Below are 18,497 nucleotides of genomic sequence, written 5' to 3' on the forward strand. Positions count from 1 at the left end.
AACTATCTTTTCACTTAAACCCTTGCTATCGTTGCTTTCAAATCAAATGAATCACGACAACACCACAACAACAAAGTGATGTGTCAAAAAAGCAGTGGAGTTAGAACGAATGCATCTGCATATCTTGGGTATCTGTGGCACCTTTATGGGTTCTTTGGCCTTACTGGCGCGTGATTTAGGGCATAAGGTGACAGGTTCAGATGCAAACGTGTATCCACCGATGTCGACTCAATTGGAAAATGCAGGCATTACCCTAATGCAAGGCTATGACCGTAGTCATTTGCAGCCACATCCTGATCTTGTGATTGTGGGCAATGCCATGAAACGTGGTATTGATGCCGTAGAATATATGCTGAATGAAGGCTTACCGTATATTTCAGGACCACAGTTCCTTGCAGATCACGTCTTACAAGGCAAACACGTACTTGGCGTTGCAGGCACGCATGGTAAAACCACAACCACAACCATGCTGGCTTGGGTGCTTGATCAGGCAGGCTTAAATCCAGGCTTCTTGATCGGTGGTGTACCTTTAGGCTTCAGTGAAAGCGCACGTCTAGGTGCCGGTAAATACTTCTGTGTAGAAGCGGACGAATACGATTCAGCGTTCTTTGATAAACGTTCCAAGTTCGTACATTATCATCCTAAAACAGCGATTTTAAATAACTTAGAATTTGACCACGCTGATATTTTCGATGACCTGGCTGCGATCCAGAAACAATTCCATCATTTAGTGCGTACCATTCCAAGTGAAGGTCGTATCATCGCACCGATCACTGAAACCAATATTGATGAAGTATTGGAAATGGGGTGCTGGACACCTGTAGTTCGTACAGGGCGGGAAGCGCATGAAAAAGCATCTTTATCTGCAGAACAATTATCTGCCGATGGTTCACATTTCAAAGTACTGGAAAATGGTGTGGTCAAAGGCACTGTAAAATGGACAATGACAGGGCAACACAGCGTTGCCAATGCTCTGGCAACCATTGCAGCTGCTGAACATGTCGGTGTGTCGATTGAAACGGCATGTGAAGCTTTGTCGAATTTTGGCGGTGTAAAACGCCGTATGGAACTTCTGGATACTGTCAATGGTATCGAAGTTTATGATGACTTTGCACATCACCCAACCGCGATTGATACCACACTTGAGGGCGCACGTAAGCGTTTAGGTGAGCGTAAACTGTGGGCAATCATTGAGCCACGTTCAAATACCATGCGTATGGGTTCACACAAAGATGGTCTGGCTCATTCAGCACGTTTAGCTAATGAAGTGATCTGGTATCAGCCGGAAGGTTTGGACTGGGATCTGCAACCTGTGATTGATGCTGCACCGAATAAAGCGGTGGTTGCACGTACTTTGGATGACATTATTCAGACAGTGGTTGCAGAAGCAGGTGAGGGCGATGCTGTGGTGATCATGTCAAATGGTGGTTTTGGTGGCTTACATCAGAAATTGCTTACTGCGTTAAGAGCCGGATAAGTTCTGGATCCAGATCAACCCGCGAAAGCGGGTTTTTTTATTGTCGATCAATCATTGCACAGGTGACATCGTCCCTGACTTTTTAAATGCTTTAAATTTCGCCCAACCCTGAACGGTATCGCCCAAACGTTGACTGAAATACATCACTGAAACCCAATCCTGTTTGCCATCGTTATAGACCGTATATGCAGTGACATAATCATTTTTGACAATAAATAAATCTTTTATTTTACAGGCTTCATTCGGTGCAGAATGAAAGTAGACCCGTTGTGGACTTACAACGACCATGCCCCAACGTGGAATCAGATGCGCTTCTTTTTTCTCAGCTATTTTTTCTATTTTGGCGCAATCAGCGGCTAAAATATTTTGCGTCAGGAACAAGAGTCCGACACATAAAATAAACTTTTTCATCATGACAATATTCCCCCCATTTGATTTTAATTATGCGTCCATCACAATGTAAAAAAAATCTATAAACAATTGATTAATTTACTGATGTTATGCAGTAATATCAAAATCATATTTAAAGTCTCAAAAAAAGTGGGTATGCGAAACGTCATCTTCAATCGTTTGAGACATAAGCCAGTCATGGCGCAAGATGTACAATTTAATGTTTCTGCGAAGTTTCCAGCAGTTTGACAGAATTGGACGAGTTCTGCGGTGAGAAGCGAAGCTTCGCAAGATGGTTTCCTTGCGCAGTTTCACTGCTCATTTTTCCGAAAAAAAAGCAGGTCGAGCCTGAGCAAGCCAAAGTATACTTTGACGCACTGCTTTAACAAAGCGCAAGACGAAGTGGCTGATCCCTAAATTAGAACTTTTGATGTATGACACCGCCTAAAACCTGCAAACTGCTTTAACCTGTTTTGTAATGCGTAACATCAGTTACTTAATTTTTTATTTTCAATAACAAACTGACAAAATCCTGAATCTGTCGCTCATCCAGTTGATCAGGCTGGAATTTATCTAAACCTAATTTTGCAAAAAAACGGGAAATTTTTGTAAAATCATTTACATATTTCATCGACCATTTTGAAAAACAGGGCTGTTCAAGGAACTGATCTGAGAAACGCTGTACGTTTTCATGTCTTGGATCATTTAAGATACGCTCATACAAAGCTTCTAAAACAGTTTTATGCCCCTCCAGGCACTGAAAAAAAGTCCCTTCAGCATAGTACAGCACACCATATATCTGATGTTCCTGATTAAACTGTCGGGCTGTAGATAAAATATCGCTTAAATCTTCCAGTAAATTAGTCTCTCGTTCTACGCGTGTACTTGCATAACAAAGCCTGATCAACATATTCATTCCTTTATTAAAATTATTTTATCTGACGTTTTTTAATATTCTAAAATTCATTTTTTTAATTAAACTTTCTGTTTAAATTTTAATCTCTGACTCTTTCCATAAAGATTCATTCAATATAAAAACAGCCCTGATTTTAAGGGCTGTTTAAACTGAAAAATATTCAAAAAATGTAAACTGACAGAATGTTATGCAGCAACATCCGCAAAGCTTTGCTCACGGCGGAACATCACATCGACATAAGAGCAGGTTGGTACAATTTTTAAATTCTTTTCACGGGCGAAATCAACCAGAGTATCCAGTAATTGACGCGCTACACCCTGACCACGTAAAGAATCATCCACCCAGGTATGATCGGCAATAATTTTTTGCGCATCACTCCACACATAACTGATCTCAGCAATACGTTTGCCTTGTTCATTGTCCAGATAAAATTCGCCTTTGTGTTGATTATCTACATGCTGGAACTGCATAACTGTTTCTCATCTTCTGATTGCTGGCTACGACACAATCCACTGTAACAAAGCCAGCTTAAGATTTCAAAACATCCCGAATTGAAGGATCTTTATCAAAGACAGACTTTGCAAAAGGACATAATGGGATGATTTTAATATTTTTCTGACGTGCCATAGCAACCACCTGATCCAGTAATTTACGTCCCGCACCTTGCCCACGCAGTTCATCTTCAACAGTGGTATGGTCAATGATCAGCATGGTTTCACCCGCCCATGTATAAGCCATTTCAGCCAGCCGCTGACCAGTCTCACTTTCCAGGTAAAATTCACCTTTTTTTGAATTATCTGAATGCTGAATTTTCATGATTGAACCTGTATTCCTGAACTTTGCTGTTTCACCAGTATAGCAATCGCCCTGGATAAAAGAATCAACAGTTTTGTATAAAACTTAAACTTATTTACAAAAAAACATATATATTCTTCAATATCCCGAAATACTCGACCAACAGCAAAATATGGATAACTGAATTATTTGGCTTAAATACAGCTATAAAAAATACCGACATTTAAAAAGTTATTATTAAAAATTAAACAATTAAATATAACGTAAGCTTTGTCATTATTTAACAAAAAATGTCAGTTAATGCGAAGCAATTGTATTTTAAAATATTTTATGTCTAAAAATACCTGATTCCAGGTATACAAAAATACTATGTTCTTTTGTTTAATTGGCTTAAGTTATTTTTGGGGAAATAATGAAAATGGACATCTATCTTTTATCTATCGTATTTTTATTGGTTGTTGCAACGTTTTTACTGGTTTCCATGTTCCGTGAGAAACTGAAAAATCCATTTAAATAATTAAAATGATGAAAAAACAGTATTCACAACACTAATTTTTTGGATTTTATGCCTGCACAACAGACATTTCAAATCCGCATTGCTGTCCACATACAGCAACATATCTGACATTTGCACTCTTTCGCAGAATATGCGATGCTACGCACATATTTTAGACTATGGTCTAAAGCAGAATACTGTTGAACAAGGGGAGTAGCCTCCCATTCAGAATATCGTCATTACGCTTTATTGTGGCTGTCCATCATAAAGCCGGTATCTGAGCATCATCCATAAACGATGATGTAGGCAAGACCTTGATCATGTTGATACAGATGTTTAATCATCTGGCAACAGGTCAAGGTTTTTTTATGCCTGATTGCCAGATATGGAGAAATTTATGGAATCCATTGGTAATCCATGGCTCTATCTGGCTTTTTTTGCCATAGTTGCCGTCATGCTTTTAATCGACTTTCTTGGTTTTAAACAAAAAGAAGGACAGGAAGTCAAAGTCAGAACCGCAGCCTACTGGAGTACTGCCTGGGTTACAGTCGCAACCTTATTTGGTGGTGGTTTGTGGCTCTATCTTCAGCAGACCGCCGGCGTTACCATCGCAAATACCAAAACCATGGAATATTTTGCCGGTTATTTACTCGAAAAATCCCTCGCAATTGATAACGTATTCGTGTGGATGATGATCTTTTCGGCATTCGCCATTTCACCTGCATTACAGCGTAAATTATTACTGTATGGCGTACTCGGCGCGATTGTTTTACGAACCATCTTTATTTTTATTGGTGCCTGGTTTGTTCAGGAGTTTTCATGGATTCTTTATATCTTCGGCGCATTCCTGGTCTATACAGGCTTCAAATTCCTGAAAGGACAGGAAGAGGAAGATACCAATATTGAAGATATGGCGATTTTAAAATGGTTACGTAAACACATGCGGATTACGCCAAATCTTGAAGGTGGTAAATTCTTTGTCCGCCAGAATGGTGTACTCTGGGCGACCCCGTTATTTCTTGTACTGATTCTGGTTGAAGCTTCAGATGTGATCTTTGCAGTCGATTCCATTCCTGCAATTTTCGCCGTGACCACGGACCCGTTCATTGTTCTGACAGCAAACCTGATGGCAATTCTGGGTTTACGTGCCATGTTCTTCCTGCTGTCTGGTGCAGCGACAAAGATGCATTATCTACCTTATGGTTTAGGTGCGATTCTGGTTTTCATCGGCTTTAAAATGCTGATGCTTGATGTCTTCCATATGCCGATCTGGATTTCACTGGGCTTTATTGTGATTACCCTGGCGATTACCGCTGTGCTGTCAATTCGTCACAGTAAAAAATACAATGAAAATACACTCTAATTAAATTCCGCCTGGATGGAAAAAGCTTCTCCTGATGAGGGGCTTTTTTATTGCACGATCTCCAGCCTGTTCCATGTATTCAACCACTTTTTCTGCTGCAACCGCTGTAAAAACACATGATGTGCGACCATTTTACTGTTCCATCGCAGCTTCAATTCAAACAGATCCTGCAAGCCCAGTGGAGCAACGATATGTATCTGCTCATCAGAGATCAGCTGTACGGCGACGGCAGTCGCTGTTTCAGGCCATACCGACACAGCATCCGATACAGAACGATACGGCTGAATGCTTTTCCCCTCTGATGTTCTGTACCATGTGTGCACCAGTGCCTGATTGACCACATCCCAGTGACAGGCTGGAAAATGCTGTGCCAGCAGAATCTGAAGCTGTGCAGCTCTGATATTTTCAGTATCGGTTGCATCATAAAAAATAACATCCATGTCAGTATATGCTGGGGCAGAAAAACCATGCAAAGCGGACCAGACCGTATTACGGATGGCACCTGCGCAAAGATATGTATCAGGTGCATTGTCTCTGAGAAAGTTCAGTATGCGGATTAAGTCCTGATTCTGCTGAAGAATATTCCACAGCGCTGTGACATATTCAGTATGGGGGATCTGCTGTGCTTTTTCCATTTTGCAGCCTTTTCCTGTGATCATCACTGTACTTTGTTCAAGCATCTAAATATCATACTGCACAGAAACCGTTTTATTCTGATTCATTTATAAAGCAAAACGATAAACAAACTGAATGATGTAAGGCTTTCCATGCGTTCAAAAAAAATCTGCCTGGTGGTTGTACCACTGCTTCTGACAGCCTGTAGTAATAATGACCGAACACTGAATCAGGATGTCTACAATAATCAGTACGACTGTTCCTACGACTGGAATCCAGAACTGTGTGAAGAAGAACAGCAGTCATCCTCTGGTGGATCTCACAGTAGTGGTTATTACTACACTGGTTCCCGATACTTTGGACCGCAGTATTACGCAGGTCAGCGCAAAGTGAATTTCCAGGGACGTAAAATTCAGCCCTCAACAAATTTAAGCGTAGGTCAGCCGCTGGTGTCGCAGGTTGTACGCAGTCAAAGTAAGTCTTCTCCTGTCCGTGGCGGATTTGGTCGCAGTGGTTTTTCATTCGGCGGTTAATAAAAAAATATGGAACGAAAATTATTTCAGCCACGACCCGACTGGCAGCAGCAGCATGAAAATATCGGTTTTGATTATTACAGCCTGCCTTCCCAGGATGGTTCTGTTTACTGGTCAGAAGGGGTGGCTTACGAATTCAGCTTAAAACAGATTGAACAGCTGGAAGATGCTTCCAATGAACTGCATCAGATGTGTATGCAGGTTGCAGGAGACATGATTCAGCAGGGAAATTATCCTGATTATTTTCAGATTCCGCAGGCTGCCATTGCGCTGATTGAACACTCATGGCATAACCACGCCCCAATGCTCTATGGGCGTTTTGACTTTGCCTACGACGGCAGAAATATCAAAATGCTTGAGTACAATGCTGACACTCCGACAGGTCTTCTTGAAGCCTCAGTGGCGCAGTGGCACTGGATCGAACAGGTCAAAAACATTCCAAACCGTGATCAGTTCAACAGCATCCATGAAGACCTGATCAAACGCTGGAAAACCATCATTCCACCAGGTTCACAGATTCATTTTGCAGCATGTCAGGAAGCGGGTAGGGAAGACTGGGGCAATCTTGAGTATCTGATGGATACTGCCTTCCAGGCAGGACATAAAGTCTCTGAATTATCCATGGAAAACATCGGATGGGATGGACAGCATTTTGTTGATCTGAATGAAAAACAGATCGACCATCTGTTTAAGCTTTATCCCTGGGAGTGGATCTGGGAGGAAAATTTTTCTCAGTATTTAAAGCCTGAAACCCGCTGGATTGAACCTTGCTGGAAAATGCTGCTGTCCAATAAAGCGATCCTGGTTGAACTGTGGAAGAAATTTCCCAATCATCCTTTATTGCTCGAATCACACGCTTATCAGGATCATATGCAGTTACAGGGCAAATGGGTCAAAAAACCCATCCTGGCACGGGAAGGAGCGAATATTCGGGTACTCAAAGATGGTACAGACCTGGGAGCGGCATCGGGCAGTTTCCACTTTGATGATTATGATAAACACGGCTACATTGTACAGAAGTGGGTAGATACTCCCTTATTTGACCGGCAGTTACCCACACTGGGTTTATGGATGGTCGGACACAGCTGTGCAGGTATGTCCATTCGTGAAGACCGCTATGACATCATTGGCAACGACGCACATTTTGCAGCGCATTATTTTGTGGAATAGGTTTATCGAATCAATGTATGACAAATAAAAAACTGACCCATTTTGAGGTCAGTTTTTTGTTTGATTCAGTTTTCCAAGATCAGATCGTATGCTCAGCCACACGTTTCATGTATTTATTCAGACGGGTAAAGTACAGCAACTGTAAAAAAACAGTAAAGGCTGAAACACACCACTCATACCACAGATCAAATGCAGTATCAGCAAGATTTAAAAGCTGATACAACCCCAATAAGACCAGTCCAAAAACAATGCCTGCAACCGTCGTCTGCAACAGGATCGGAAATGAAAGCGCAGTCACCCGGTTCAGAAAATGGATACCTTTATCACCGCCATTGGCTTTGTACGTCCGTTCAATTCCAATCACCATAATGATCAGGGTCAGCACGGCTTCAACACCAATGACACGCACATCATAATAAGGAGAATACATCCCATAGTAATAAACAGCACTGACCACTAAAGCCGCAATTAAATAATAATTCTTATAATGCTGCTTCTCTAAAGTGTCTTCCGCCAGTTCATGTGCAAGGGCTTTGGTATTCCAGAAATACATAAGATTCTGAGTCTCTTATTTAGTTATTTGCCGACACTTTACTCATTCTTCACAGAAAGATAAAGCACCCTTATCATCGTTTTGCGATTAACAATTTAATTCAGTCCGATGCAGATGTCATGTTGGCGAATCAGGTACAATCAACCGAAAAAAGTATAAATTGCAGGTTTTTTATGTCTCCCGATACACAAAGAACAGTTATTCGTGGTCGTTTTCTTGATATAGATCAGACAGTGACAGATCCATCTCTGATCGCTGATCAGATCCGCCTGACTGAAGATGGTCTGCTCATCAGTGAAAATGGAAAAATCACATGGTTCAGCTCATGGCGGGACGGGCAGTCACAACTGACAGATGAAGACCATATTGAACACTATCCTGAGCAGCTGATCGTGCCTGGTTTTATTGATACCCATATTCATTTTCCTCAGACTGAAATGGTTGGGGCTTATGGCGAACAATTGCTGGAATGGTTAAATACGTATACGTTCCCAACGGAAATGCAGTTTTCAGACAAAGAATATGCAAGCCAGATCGCACAGTTTTTTGTACAGGAACTGCTGAAAAATGGAACCACCACGGCGCTGGTGTTCTGCACCGTTCACCCCGAATCTGTCGATGCACTGTTTGAAGCCGCAGAACAGCACCAGATGCGCCTGATTGCAGGTAAAGTCATGATGGACCGTCATGCACCTGATGCACTGACAGATACCGCAGAAAGCGCATATCATGACTCTAAAGCACTGATTGAAAAATGGCATGGCAAAGGGCGGAATCTTTATGCCATTACTCCTCGTTTTGCTCCAACTTCAACTGAACAGCAACTGACACGGGCAGGGCAGTTAAAAGCAGAATATCCAGATGTTTATGTACATACTCATTTAAGTGAAAACCACAATGAAATTGCCTGGGTGAAAGAACTGTTTCCTGAACAGAAGGGTTATCTGGATGTTTATCATCATTATGGACTGACAGGTGAGCGTTCGGTGTTCGCACATTGTGTGCATCTTGAAGAACACGAATGGGACTGTATGCATACAACCAATTCTGCGATAGCTTTCTGTCCGACCTCCAACCTGTTTTTAGGCAGCGGTTTATTTCCTCTGAAAAAAACATGGGACAAACAGGTCAAAGTCGGACTGGGAACTGATATCGGGGCAGGTACTTCATTCTGTCAGTTACAGACACTCAATGAAGCCTATAAAGTACAGCAGTTACAGGGAGACCGACTGTCCGCCTTTGAATCGCTCTATCATGCGACACTCGGGGGTGCCAGAGCGCTGTCCCTGGATCATCAGCTGGGTAACTTCAATCCCGGCAAAGAAGCTGATTTTGTGGTGCTGAATCTGAAACCGACCGCCCTTCAGCAACTGCGTCAGCAACGCGCCAGAAATATTGAAGATGCCCTGTTTGCCCTGTTTACCATGGGTGATGACCGTAATATTCAGGCGACTTATATTTATGGAAATAAAGCCTATGAGCAATCCATCACATAAGCCCTCAAAACATAAAAAATCCAGAAAAAAACGGATTTTAGCGGGTACATTTTTTGTCATCTGTGCGCTGTTACTGAAACGTGACAGCCAGTAAAAATATGACAATTACATAATGTTCTGCCAAAAAAGATGCATCCCGAACAGATATGTTTTAAAATCAGGTCATCTAATAGGTGTTGCTCGTCAACACCTTTTTTAATTTCTGCATTTGATGTTTTAGGTATTTCCCATGACTATTGATATGAAAGTGATGATTTCTGCTGAAGAGATTCAGGCAAAAGTTCATGAACTGGGTCAGCAGATTGATGCACATTATGCCAGCAGTGATAAAGAACTGGTGCTGATCGGTCTGTTACGTGGTTCAGTCATCTTCATGGCTGATTTATGCCGCACAATCAGCAAAACTCATGAACTGGATTTCATGACGGTTTCCAGCTACGGTGGTGGTACTGTTTCCAGCCGTGATGTCCGTATCCTCAAAGATCTGGATGGTGAAATCCGTGATAAAGACGTCCTTGTGGTTGAAGATATTATTGATTCAGGCAATACCCTGAGCAAAGTCCTGGAAATACTCCAGACCCGTGGTCCAAACTCCATTGAACTGTGTACGCTGGTCAGCAAACCTTCACGCCGTGAAATTGATCTGGATGTCCGCTTTTTAGGTTTTGAAGTGGAAGATAAATTTATCGTGGGTTATGGGCTCGACTACGATCAGAAATACCGTCATATTCCATTTATTGGTGAAATTGGACTTTGATACAGTCATTGTCCATCTGAAAGCGGCGAAAGCCGCTTTTTTTTTAAATTTGTGTTTTTTTTATACAAAAAAGCAACATGTTTTTGCATTTAATCTCTGTTATCAGTTCTCAAATCATTCAATGATGTAAATACAGATATCATCACTAAATACATGATAAGAAAGGAGAGTGCAGATGTGGTCACTTATTGTTGCTATCGTGGTGGGTTTCATTGCGGGCTTAATTGCCCGTGCCATTCATCCGGGTGAAGATAAAGCAGGATTCATTGTTACGACTGTACTGGGGATTGCAGGTTCCCTGCTTGCGACCTATGGCGGTCGTTTACTGGGGCTGTATGCTGACAACTCAGCGGCTGGTTTTATTGCATCGGTTATCGGCGCGATTATTATTCTGTTTGTCTATAACTTCGTTGCCAAACGCACATAAGCCCGAACAGCTCTAAATGTAAAAAAGCACCTTCAAGGTGCTTTTTTACTGTGGTCAGCTTACAGACCGAATTCTTTCCAGATCTGTTCAATCTGTTCCGCAGGATAAGCACCCATTACTTTAAAGCCATTAGAAAAAATAATAGCCGGTGTTCCATTTAAACCCAGAGATTTACCCAGGCTTAAATTGCGGTCAATCGGATTTGCACATGATTTTTTCGATGCAGGCTGTATTCCTTTTGAAACCAGGTTTTCCCATGCCAAGGCTGGATTTTTTTCACAGAAAAGCTGTTTTGAAGGTGCTACAGACTGCGCTTTAATCGGGAAAATAAACGTATAGACCGTCACATCATTCAGTTTTTTCAGTTCAGCCTCAAGTTTCTGACAATACGGGCAATTTGGGTCAGAAAAGATCACCAGCTCGCGCTTGCCATTACCTCTCACACTTTTCACTGCATCTTTCAGCGGCAGTTTTTTCCAGTCGACAGTATTTTGCTGAATCATCAGGTTTTTAGTCAGATTCTGCTGATCTTTTAAACGGATCATGGAACCAACCAGGACATGCTGTGCATCTTCATTCAGATAAACCACCTGACCTTCCATTGCCCCACTGTAAATACCCTGCATTTCTGTGCTCTGGATATTTTCAATTTTCAGTTCTGGATTATTCTGTGCCAGATTCTTTCTGACTGTTTCTACATTTGCAGAACTCATACCTGAAATCAGTGCAGCCAGGGCGAAAATCATCGTTTTTTTCATCATGAATATGCTCATTCATTTTATAAGTCCGCACAGATTCTACGCATAATTTTTCATGTATGCATCAGTTTTAGCAGCATCTTTTTATTTCAGTTGCGTTTCACGTGGAACAGGATGAACCAGGATTAATTTCTACAGTGACATGAACAATTTCTTCATGAACTGACAGTACATTTCTAACCTGATCCGCCTCCAGTGGGACCTCCGTCTGCAAGACAAGAATACAGGAAAATTTACCTTTACCTACTTTCCATACATGAAGATCAGTGATCACTGCTGCAATATCCAGTTGCTTAATTATTTCACGGATTTCATCCGTAACAGGATGATCCATCTCTGCATCCAGTAATGTTTTAGCAGTTTCCTGAATCAATCCCCATGACCATTTCCCAACCAGCACAGCACCAATAATTCCAAGCAGTGCATCAAGAAAATCCCAACCAAAATATTTACCTGCGCATAATGCAACAATAGCCAATACCGAAGTAACAGCATCCGCAATCACATGTAAGAAAGCAGCTTTCTGATTTAAATCATGATGATGAACATGCTCGTGATGGTGATGGTGATGGTGATGGTGATCATCATGCAGTAACCAGGCACAGACCAGGTTAACAATCAGTCCAAGAACTGCAACTGGAATCGCCTCATTGTAATGAATCTGTACAGGATTCATCAGTCTTTCAACAGAGTGAAATGCCATAAATAAGGCGACAACCATCAACAGAACAGCACTACTGTATCCTGTCAGTATCTCAATTTTCCATGTTCTAAAGCAGAACCTAGGATCCGCAGCATAGTGTCGAGCAGCACGGTAAGCAATATATGCCATTCCCAATGCCAGCATATGTGAACTCATATGCCACCCATCAGCCAACAGAGCCATTGAGTTAAATATCCATCCACCCACAACTTCCAGCAACATCATAACTGCGGTTAAAATAGTGGCGATTAAAATACGTTTCTGTGCCAGTGGGTTCCCCTCATCAAACTGATGTGAATGGGTACGGAGATTTGAAATGTTTTGCATGTTAAGTGATTTTAAATATACTCCCCCATAGTATATTTTATTTCTGGAGAATCAGGTTGAGCCATTTACACCAGGATAAAAAAATTCTGAATCGGATAAAAAGATTGCAAGGACAGATCAATGCAGTTGAACAGTCTCTGCAACAACCAGAAAACAGCTGTATTGATCTTCTGCAACAGGTTGCAGCAGTCAAAGGTGCTGTAAATGGTTTGATGAATGAGCTGATAGAACAACATTTACGCCATCATGTAATCAATGAACAGACTGAAATCAATGAAGCTGAACTGGCTGAATTTATGAAATTACTGAAACGGTATGGCTGAACAGAGACAATACTGACTCAGGTTATTTTCAGAATGAATAAACATTTAAAATGGCAGCCTGAAGCTGCCATTTTTTCGGTATAAACAGATTCTGTATCTGTTGTTATTTTACAATTTCAATTTTTACAGCATCAATATCTGCAGGTTTATAACGGTGCGTATCAACTTCACCGGTTACTTTAATCTGAGTGCCTGGTGCCAGCTGTGCTGCTGTTGCCAGTTTATCATCAATATCCACCACAATATGACCACTTGCATCTTTGAGTTCATAATGTTCATTTTTGATCTGACGTACAACCGTACCTGTCAGTATGACTGCGGTCTCATCAGCAGCTTTCATTGCCTGAGCAACGGTCACTGCTTTTGCAGATTGAATGATGCGCAGGTCTTCCTCATCACCCGCCCATGTGGCAGTACTGAATGCAAAAAAGACCAGAAGTGCTGTCAGCGATTTTTTCATAGCGTCTACCTGTAATGGAGTGTTGAATACAGAATTCAGCTTAACCTGTTCAGAAAAACCTGTAAATTGAGCTTACACAACAACAGAACGCTGTCACAGAAATTTTCAGAAAATACAGTATCTAAAAGAATTTTTCAGATCACAGTATTTTACTTTCCGATACAGAAAGAACCGAAAATTTTTCCAAGCAGATCATCCGCACTGAAATCTCCAGTGATCTCTCCCAGTGCATTCTGAGCCAGTCTCAGAGACTCTGCCACCAGCTCACCGGCATTAAAAACCACAAGTTGCTCACGTGCCTCAGCCAGATAGTGCTGAGTACGCTTCATTGCGTCCAGATGACGTGTTCGGGCAATAAAGGTGTCTTCCTCAGGCTGGAATCCTGCATGCGCTGTAATGGCATCAATCAGCGCCTGAACGCCCATGTCCTGTCTGGCAGAGACCGTAATCTGTCTGAATCCATCCAGATCATTGATCTGAGGCTGTTCAGCAGTCAGATCACATTTATTACCGATCAGCATCAGCCGTTTAGGTTCAATATGCTCTGCAAAATAGTTCTTTGCCAGTTCAAGCGGGTTTTCACCCTGACTTAAATCATAGACCAGCAGTAACAGATCCGCCTGCTCAATTTCCTGAATCGCACGGCGGATACCTTCTTTTTCAACCACATCACCTGTTTCACGTAAACCTGCAGTATCCGTCAGGGTAATGGGTAAACCATTCAGGGTAATTTTTTCATGCAGAACATCACGGGTCGTTCCTGCTATATCGGTCACAATCGCCCTATCATTTCCAGACAGCGCATTCAGCAGGGATGATTTGCCTGCATTCGGTTTACCTGCAATCACAACCTGCAGCCCCTCACGCAGTAACTGTCCCTGGCGGGCAGACTGCTGAACTTTTGTGACTGAAGCCTGAACATCTTCCAGCAGCGCTAAAATCTTACCATCAGCCAGAAAGTCAATTTCCTCTTCAGGGAAATCAATCGCAGCTTCCACATGCAGACGCAGATGCACCAGTTTTTCCAGCACGGTATTGACCTTGACTGAAAAAGCCCCTTGCAGGGAACGTACCGCTGAACGGGCAGCCGCCTGAGAGCTGGCATCAATCAGATCAGCAATCGCTTCAGCCTGCACCAGATCCATTTTGCCATTTTCAAAAGCACGCATGGAAAATTCACCGGCTTTTGCTGCCACCGCACCCAGTTCAAGTAAACGGGCAAGCAATGCATTCTGAATGACAGGTCCCCCATGTCCCTGGAGTTCCACTACATCTTCACCGGTAAATGAATGCGGATTCGGGAAACAGATCACCAGTCCCTCATCCATCACTTCATTTTGCGCATCCATAAACTGACGGAAACCTGCAAAACGGGCTTTGGGTAATGCCTTCTGAGTCAGCTGTTCTGCAATGGCATAAGCTCTGGGTCCTGACAGACGAATCACCCCGACGCCACCACGGCCTGGCGGTGTTGCAATGGCTGCAATCGTCGTATTCAGAATCGGTGTGTTCATCTCATCAGTCTCTTGTTTCAGAAAATATGGGGTCAATAAAAAATCCGCCTAAGATTACCATCTTAAGCGGATTTATTCAGCTGTTGCTTTACTGTGGTTTTACAGCTCAGGCAGCTTCTCTTTTCAGACGTTCTTTTTCAACACTTTTGTTGATGAAAGACTGCTGAAGAATCGTGATCGAGTTGTTCACAATCCAGTACAGCACCAGGCCGGCAGGGAAGAACAGCATGAATACCGTAAACATGATCGGCATGATTTTAAATACTTTTGCCTGCATAGGATCAGTTGGCTGCGGGTTCAGCATCTGCTGAACAAACATGGTCACACCCATCAGTAACGGCAGGATAAACCACGGATCCATTGCAGATAAATCCTGAATCCAGAGCATCCACGGTGCATGACGCAGTTCCACAGATTCCATCAGTACCCAGTACAGTGCAAGGAAGATCGGCATCTGCAGTAACAGCGGTAAACAACCCGACAATGGATTGACCTGTTCACGCTTATACAATGCCATCATTTCCTGAGAGAAGCGCATACGGTCTTCACCGAATTCTTCTTTCATACGCTGCATTTCAGGTGCAATGACACGCATTTTTGCCATTGAGCGATAGCTTTTTGATGATAACGGCCAGAGAATCAGCTTCACCAGTACAGTCAACAGAATAATTGACCAGCCCCAGTTGCCTACAATGTTATGGAAGAACTGCAAACCAATGAACAACAGTTTAGCAATTGGCCATAACCATCCATAATCCACTGTCTGATTCAGCCCTACAGCCAGATCTTTCAGTTCAGACTGAATTTTTGGACCTGAATAGAACGTCGCACCAACTTCTGCTGTGGTTCCTGCAGGAACATTGAAGGTTGGTGAGCTGAATCCAATGATATTCATTTCATCAGCAGATTTACGTGATTCAAGTTTGGCACTGTAAGCCTGACCATTGGCCTGAGTCAGTTTCAGATCACCAGGAATCCATGCGCTGACAAAGTAATGCTGAACAACAGCAACCCATCCACCCTTAGCTTCAACACTGAGTTTTTCTTCATTGAAGTTTGCAAATTTCAGTTTGTTATAATGTTCTTCAGGTGTACCCCATGCGCCACCCAGGAATGTACCCAGTGTAAAAATACCCTGATCAGATTTTCCTGGATCTTCGGAGTTATCACGCTTGATCTGACCGAACATCTGTCCTTGCCAGTTCTGTGCACTGCGGTTGGTGATTTTATGGTTGACCACGACTGGATAATCACCTTCAGTAAAGGTGAATATTTTAGTGATTTCCACACCATCAGCAGTTTTAAGCACCATTGGAACAGTTAACTGTTTAACAATCTGTCCTTCTTTGGTTTTAACAGGTACGGCATCTGCCAGTGTATAAACAGATTTTTCTGTTTCATAAACAGGACGGCCACTGCGACCACTGTCTGGTCCATTCAGACCAATCAGACCGGACTGGGCAACATAAGTCCGTTTTGCATCACTTTCCAGCATGACAAAAGGCTGATCGCTGTCTTTGTTTTTATCATGATTAAGTAATTCAAGACGAACAATATCACCACCTTTGGGATTGATCCATAGATGATAAAGGTCGGTCTGTACTGAAATAAGCTGTTGACTTACAGGTGCTGTGACATTTTTTGCTGCCTGTTGAGTTGCAATATTTGCCTGTGGCACGTCAGAAGCTGCAGTTGCAACAGTCTGACCATTTGGCAGGTCAGCAGAAACATCATGAGAAACAACAGCCGTTTCCTGCTGTGCTTTGATGTCTGCCTGACCATAATCTTTCTGCCAAGCCAGAATAAGCAAATATGCGACGACAAACATGGCTCCAAGAATGGCAAACCTGGCCCATTGTTGCATATCTATTACCCCAAGTGGTTTGAGTGGTTCTGGTTCAATAAACGTTCACGAAAGGGTACAGCAACGTGAAGCATTTGAGAATCAATTTTCTGAAATGAAATAAAACGGACTGGTCGGGAGGGGACAGGGTCAAAACCTGAACCACCCCAGGGATGACAGCGGCAAACCCGTCTGGCAGCAAACCACACACCACGCACAGCACCATGCATATGGACTGCTTCCAGCGCATACTGAGAACATGTTGGAATATAACGACAGCGCGGTCCAAGCAAAGGACTGATCGCAATCTGATAAAAACGTATGAACCAATGCAGTAAACGAACCATTGGTTGTCTCTAATTTTGTGGGGAGGGAGGTGCTATTCTGGAATGCTTTCTGGCAATACGTTGTAATTTTTGCCAGGCAAATTGTAATTGCTGATGCAATTCATCATTGGAAACTGCTTCTATACCTGTTTTAGGCATAACCACAATATCCAGTAATTCCAATTGCTGCCGGTGCAGGCGAAAACTTTCGCGAGCAAGCCGTTTTACTCTGTTTCTTTCATGTGCACGACGCACTTTTTTCTTAGCAACAACAATACCCAAACGACTGTTCAGTTGTTCGGAAGGTTTTGCCAGAAAAAGAAAATGGGGTTGATGCACTTTAAAAAGCGCACCATCAAATACACTTTTATAATCCGCAGCACAGCGAATTCTGAGCGCAGGACTAAAACTGAAAAGTGGCATCACACCCAAGTCGGAACCCAACTGTTTAATAGATTAAACAGTTAAGCTGTGACGACCTTTTGCACGACGGCGAGCCAGGACCTGACGACCTGCTTTAGTAGCCATACGTGCACGGAAACCATGAACACGTTTACGTTTAAGTTCAGATGGCTGGAAAGTACGTTTCATATCGAAACTCCCAAATTGATCTTTCTATAAAGGTTCGCGAGTTTAGTGTTCATTGCTTGAGCTGTCAATGCAAAATCAGATATTCGCTAAAAATAAGCACTGTTTTAAATGTGTCAATACTTATAGGTACATATATAAAGAAAAAAACAAAATAAGTTATCAATAATGTATTTCATTGGATTATAAGGTAAAATAAGTTATCAGCAAGCATATCCTCAATCTTATCCACAGCTTGTGATCGTGATTTAAATTTAATTCTCTGAAATTCTGAATTTAAAAATTATGGAGACTTATCCCCAGAACTGGTCGCTCTATTAAATAAATTCAAATTTATAAATTTAAATTTATTCTTATTAGAGAGCTGTTTTTCTGTTGAAAACCCTATATTTATTATTTAAATCAATATCTTTTGTTGTGGATATCTATGTTATAACCCTGCCTGGGAATTGTGGATATCCTGGTGTGTTTATTTATCCACAGGTTGTGGTTTGAGTTATCCACAAGCAGTTGAATTTAAATTTATTGTATCTCCTGTTCCCTTTTTGAACGAAGTTGCTTAACTTTGTCATGACAGATGTGGATAAGCTGGTTAGAATGGCGACCCGCTCAGTTTGGCGGTGTTGTTTTTGAATTTAAATTTAAATGGAATGAACAGGGGTTACAC

Annotated in this window: 22 protein-coding genes; 8 read left to right on the forward strand and 14 right to left on the reverse strand. The window is 42.1% G+C overall.

Annotated features, from left to right (window positions below; translation table 11 throughout):
- Positions 1 to 109 precede the first annotated feature (109 nt).
- The gene (gene mpl / locus CDG61_RS17305; protein ID WP_087551648.1) at positions 110 to 1,477 is read left to right on the forward strand and encodes a UDP-N-acetylmuramate:L-alanyl-gamma-D-glutamyl-meso-diaminopimelate ligase; all 1,368 of its coding nucleotides are present in this window, start codon (positions 110 to 112) and stop codon (positions 1,475 to 1,477) included.
- A gap of 51 nt (positions 1,478 to 1,528) precedes the next feature.
- Here the strand turns inward: mpl and CDG61_RS17310 are convergent, their stop codons facing one another.
- The 4 genes from CDG61_RS17310 to CDG61_RS17325 all read right to left on the reverse strand — a co-directional run bounded on the left by CDG61_RS17310 (position 1,529) and on the right by CDG61_RS17325 (position 3,599).
- Positions 1,529 to 1,891, reverse strand: coding sequence for a hypothetical protein (locus CDG61_RS17310; protein ID WP_228199597.1), 363 nt, complete (start codon positions 1,889 to 1,891; stop codon positions 1,529 to 1,531).
- A gap of 472 nt (positions 1,892 to 2,363) precedes the next feature.
- Complete coding sequence (locus tag CDG61_RS17315; protein ID WP_087551647.1) at positions 2,364 to 2,777, reverse strand: BLUF domain-containing protein; 414 nt, start codon at positions 2,775 to 2,777, stop codon at positions 2,364 to 2,366.
- A 191-nt stretch (positions 2,778 to 2,968) separates the two neighbouring features.
- Positions 2,969 to 3,253 carry a GNAT family N-acetyltransferase gene (locus CDG61_RS17320; protein ID WP_087513910.1) on the reverse strand — a complete coding sequence of 95 codons (285 nt, stop codon included), beginning with the start codon at positions 3,251 to 3,253 and terminating at the stop codon, positions 2,969 to 2,971.
- A gap of 58 nt (positions 3,254 to 3,311) precedes the next feature.
- Positions 3,312 to 3,599 carry a GNAT family N-acetyltransferase gene (locus tag CDG61_RS17325; RefSeq protein ID WP_087513911.1) on the reverse strand — a complete coding sequence of 96 codons (288 nt, stop codon included), beginning with the start codon at positions 3,597 to 3,599 and terminating at the stop codon, positions 3,312 to 3,314.
- Positions 3,600 to 4,471: 872 nt separating this feature from the next.
- Here CDG61_RS17325 and CDG61_RS17330 point away from each other — a divergent pair.
- On the forward strand, positions 4,472 to 5,437 hold the full coding sequence (locus CDG61_RS17330; protein WP_087551646.1) for a TerC family protein: 966 nt from the start codon (positions 4,472 to 4,474) through the stop codon (positions 5,435 to 5,437).
- A 47-nt stretch (positions 5,438 to 5,484) separates the two neighbouring features.
- On the opposite strand, the gene CDG61_RS17335 is transcribed toward CDG61_RS17330, so the two are convergent.
- Positions 5,485 to 6,117 (reverse strand): nucleotidyltransferase family protein, encoded by a 633-nt coding sequence (locus tag CDG61_RS17335; RefSeq protein ID WP_228199598.1) that lies wholly within the window; start codon positions 6,115 to 6,117, stop codon positions 5,485 to 5,487.
- Between the two features lie 87 nt (positions 6,118 to 6,204).
- On the opposite strand from CDG61_RS17335, the gene CDG61_RS17340 reads away from it, so the two are divergent.
- Complete coding sequence (locus tag CDG61_RS17340; protein WP_087513914.1) at positions 6,205 to 6,585, forward strand: hypothetical protein; 381 nt, start codon at positions 6,205 to 6,207, stop codon at positions 6,583 to 6,585.
- Positions 6,586 to 6,594: 9 nt separating this feature from the next.
- On the forward strand, positions 6,595 to 7,755 hold the full coding sequence (locus CDG61_RS17345; protein WP_087551645.1) for a glutathionylspermidine synthase family protein: 1,161 nt from the start codon (positions 6,595 to 6,597) through the stop codon (positions 7,753 to 7,755).
- Between the two features lie 79 nt (positions 7,756 to 7,834).
- Here the strand turns inward: CDG61_RS17345 and CDG61_RS17350 are convergent, their stop codons facing one another.
- Positions 7,835 to 8,308, reverse strand: a complete 474-nt coding sequence (locus CDG61_RS17350) for a hypothetical protein (protein WP_087551644.1) — start codon at positions 8,306 to 8,308, stop codon at positions 7,835 to 7,837.
- A gap of 173 nt (positions 8,309 to 8,481) precedes the next feature.
- Between CDG61_RS17350 and guaD the strand changes: the two genes are divergently transcribed.
- The 3 genes from guaD (at position 8,482) to CDG61_RS17365 (ending at position 10,988) form a co-directional block, all read left to right on the forward strand.
- Entirely contained in the window at positions 8,482 to 9,804 is a 1,323-nt protein-coding gene (gene guaD, locus CDG61_RS17355) for a guanine deaminase (protein ID WP_087551643.1), read from the forward strand.
- Positions 9,805 to 10,033: 229 nt separating this feature from the next.
- Positions 10,034 to 10,561, forward strand: coding sequence for a hypoxanthine phosphoribosyltransferase (hpt, locus tag CDG61_RS17360; RefSeq protein WP_087513919.1), 528 nt, complete (start codon positions 10,034 to 10,036; stop codon positions 10,559 to 10,561).
- Between the two features lie 175 nt (positions 10,562 to 10,736).
- Positions 10,737 to 10,988 (forward strand): GlsB/YeaQ/YmgE family stress response membrane protein, encoded by a 252-nt coding sequence (locus CDG61_RS17365; protein WP_087513920.1) that lies wholly within the window; start codon positions 10,737 to 10,739, stop codon positions 10,986 to 10,988.
- Between the two features lie 59 nt (positions 10,989 to 11,047).
- On the opposite strand, the gene CDG61_RS17370 is transcribed toward CDG61_RS17365, so the two are convergent.
- Positions 11,048 to 11,749, reverse strand: a complete 702-nt coding sequence (locus tag CDG61_RS17370; RefSeq protein WP_087551642.1) for a DsbC family protein — start codon at positions 11,747 to 11,749, stop codon at positions 11,048 to 11,050.
- 97 nt (positions 11,750 to 11,846) lie between these two features.
- The gene (dmeF, locus tag CDG61_RS17375; protein WP_087551641.1) at positions 11,847 to 12,776 is read right to left on the reverse strand and encodes a CDF family Co(II)/Ni(II) efflux transporter DmeF; all 930 of its coding nucleotides are present in this window, start codon (positions 12,774 to 12,776) and stop codon (positions 11,847 to 11,849) included.
- 56 nt (positions 12,777 to 12,832) lie between these two features.
- Here dmeF and CDG61_RS17380 point away from each other — a divergent pair, with 56 nt between their 5' ends.
- Positions 12,833 to 13,099 carry a metal/formaldehyde-sensitive transcriptional repressor gene (locus tag CDG61_RS17380; RefSeq protein ID WP_087551640.1) on the forward strand — a complete coding sequence of 89 codons (267 nt, stop codon included), beginning with the start codon at positions 12,833 to 12,835 and terminating at the stop codon, positions 13,097 to 13,099.
- A gap of 103 nt (positions 13,100 to 13,202) precedes the next feature.
- Here the strand turns inward: CDG61_RS17380 and CDG61_RS17385 are convergent, their stop codons facing one another.
- From CDG61_RS17385 to rpmH, 6 genes are all read right to left on the reverse strand, one after another.
- The gene (locus CDG61_RS17385; protein WP_087551639.1) at positions 13,203 to 13,559 is read right to left on the reverse strand and encodes a NirD/YgiW/YdeI family stress tolerance protein; all 357 of its coding nucleotides are present in this window, start codon (positions 13,557 to 13,559) and stop codon (positions 13,203 to 13,205) included.
- Positions 13,560 to 13,708: 149 nt separating this feature from the next.
- Positions 13,709 to 15,073, reverse strand: a complete 1,365-nt coding sequence (gene mnmE / locus CDG61_RS17390) for a tRNA uridine-5-carboxymethylaminomethyl(34) synthesis GTPase MnmE (protein ID WP_087551638.1) — start codon at positions 15,071 to 15,073, stop codon at positions 13,709 to 13,711.
- Between the two features lie 106 nt (positions 15,074 to 15,179).
- Positions 15,180 to 16,937 (reverse strand): membrane protein insertase YidC, encoded by a 1,758-nt coding sequence (yidC, locus tag CDG61_RS17395; RefSeq protein WP_087551637.1) that lies wholly within the window; start codon positions 16,935 to 16,937, stop codon positions 15,180 to 15,182.
- A 5-nt stretch (positions 16,938 to 16,942) separates the two neighbouring features.
- The gene (yidD, locus tag CDG61_RS17400; protein ID WP_087513925.1) at positions 16,943 to 17,263 is read right to left on the reverse strand and encodes a membrane protein insertion efficiency factor YidD; all 321 of its coding nucleotides are present in this window, start codon (positions 17,261 to 17,263) and stop codon (positions 16,943 to 16,945) included.
- A gap of 9 nt (positions 17,264 to 17,272) precedes the next feature.
- Entirely contained in the window at positions 17,273 to 17,668 is a 396-nt protein-coding gene (gene rnpA / locus CDG61_RS17405) for a ribonuclease P protein component (protein ID WP_087513946.1), read from the reverse strand.
- Between the two features lie 30 nt (positions 17,669 to 17,698).
- On the reverse strand, positions 17,699 to 17,833 hold the full coding sequence (rpmH, locus tag CDG61_RS17410) for a 50S ribosomal protein L34 (protein WP_000831329.1): 135 nt from the start codon (positions 17,831 to 17,833) through the stop codon (positions 17,699 to 17,701).
- Positions 17,834 to 18,497: the final 664 nt, after the last annotated feature.

It is taken from the genome of Acinetobacter sp. WCHAc010052, assembly GCF_002165295.2.
Lineage (GTDB): Bacteria > Pseudomonadota > Gammaproteobacteria > Pseudomonadales > Moraxellaceae > Acinetobacter > Acinetobacter chinensis.

Bases quoted from the DNA above. Each gene is read 5' to 3' on its own strand.
- mpl (WP_087551648.1), top strand. From the start codon at position 110: ATGCATCTGCATATCTTGGGTATCTGTGGCACCTTTATGGGTTCTTTG.
- CDG61_RS17310 (WP_228199597.1), bottom strand. From the start codon at position 1,891: ATGATGAAAAAGTTTATTTTATGTGTCGGACTCTTGTTCCTGACGCAA.
- CDG61_RS17315 (WP_087551647.1), bottom strand. From the start codon at position 2,777: ATGTTGATCAGGCTTTGTTATGCAAGTACACGCGTAGAACGAGAGACT.
- CDG61_RS17320 (WP_087513910.1), bottom strand. From the start codon at position 3,253: ATGCAGTTCCAGCATGTAGATAATCAACACAAAGGCGAATTTTATCTG.
- CDG61_RS17325 (WP_087513911.1), bottom strand. From the start codon at position 3,599: ATGAAAATTCAGCATTCAGATAATTCAAAAAAAGGTGAATTTTACCTG.
- CDG61_RS17330 (WP_087551646.1), top strand. From the start codon at position 4,472: ATGGAATCCATTGGTAATCCATGGCTCTATCTGGCTTTTTTTGCCATA.
- CDG61_RS17335 (WP_228199598.1), bottom strand. From the start codon at position 6,117: ATGCTTGAACAAAGTACAGTGATGATCACAGGAAAAGGCTGCAAAATG.
- CDG61_RS17340 (WP_087513914.1), top strand. From the start codon at position 6,205: ATGCGTTCAAAAAAAATCTGCCTGGTGGTTGTACCACTGCTTCTGACA.
- CDG61_RS17345 (WP_087551645.1), top strand. From the start codon at position 6,595: ATGGAACGAAAATTATTTCAGCCACGACCCGACTGGCAGCAGCAGCAT.
- CDG61_RS17350 (WP_087551644.1), bottom strand. From the start codon at position 8,308: ATGTATTTCTGGAATACCAAAGCCCTTGCACATGAACTGGCGGAAGAC.
- guaD (WP_087551643.1), top strand. From the start codon at position 8,482: ATGTCTCCCGATACACAAAGAACAGTTATTCGTGGTCGTTTTCTTGAT.
- hpt (WP_087513919.1), top strand. From the start codon at position 10,034: ATGACTATTGATATGAAAGTGATGATTTCTGCTGAAGAGATTCAGGCA.
- CDG61_RS17365 (WP_087513920.1), top strand. From the start codon at position 10,737: ATGTGGTCACTTATTGTTGCTATCGTGGTGGGTTTCATTGCGGGCTTA.
- CDG61_RS17370 (WP_087551642.1), bottom strand. From the start codon at position 11,749: ATGATGAAAAAAACGATGATTTTCGCCCTGGCTGCACTGATTTCAGGT.
- dmeF (WP_087551641.1), bottom strand. From the start codon at position 12,776: ATGCAAAACATTTCAAATCTCCGTACCCATTCACATCAGTTTGATGAG.
- CDG61_RS17385 (WP_087551639.1), bottom strand. From the start codon at position 13,559: ATGAAAAAATCGCTGACAGCACTTCTGGTCTTTTTTGCATTCAGTACT.
- mnmE (WP_087551638.1), bottom strand. From the start codon at position 15,073: ATGAACACACCGATTCTGAATACGACGATTGCAGCCATTGCAACACCG.
- yidC (WP_087551637.1), bottom strand. From the start codon at position 16,937: ATGCAACAATGGGCCAGGTTTGCCATTCTTGGAGCCATGTTTGTCGTC.
- yidD (WP_087513925.1), bottom strand. From the start codon at position 17,263: ATGGTTCGTTTACTGCATTGGTTCATACGTTTTTATCAGATTGCGATC.
- rpmH (WP_000831329.1), bottom strand. From the start codon at position 17,833: ATGAAACGTACTTTCCAGCCATCTGAACTTAAACGTAAACGTGTTCAT.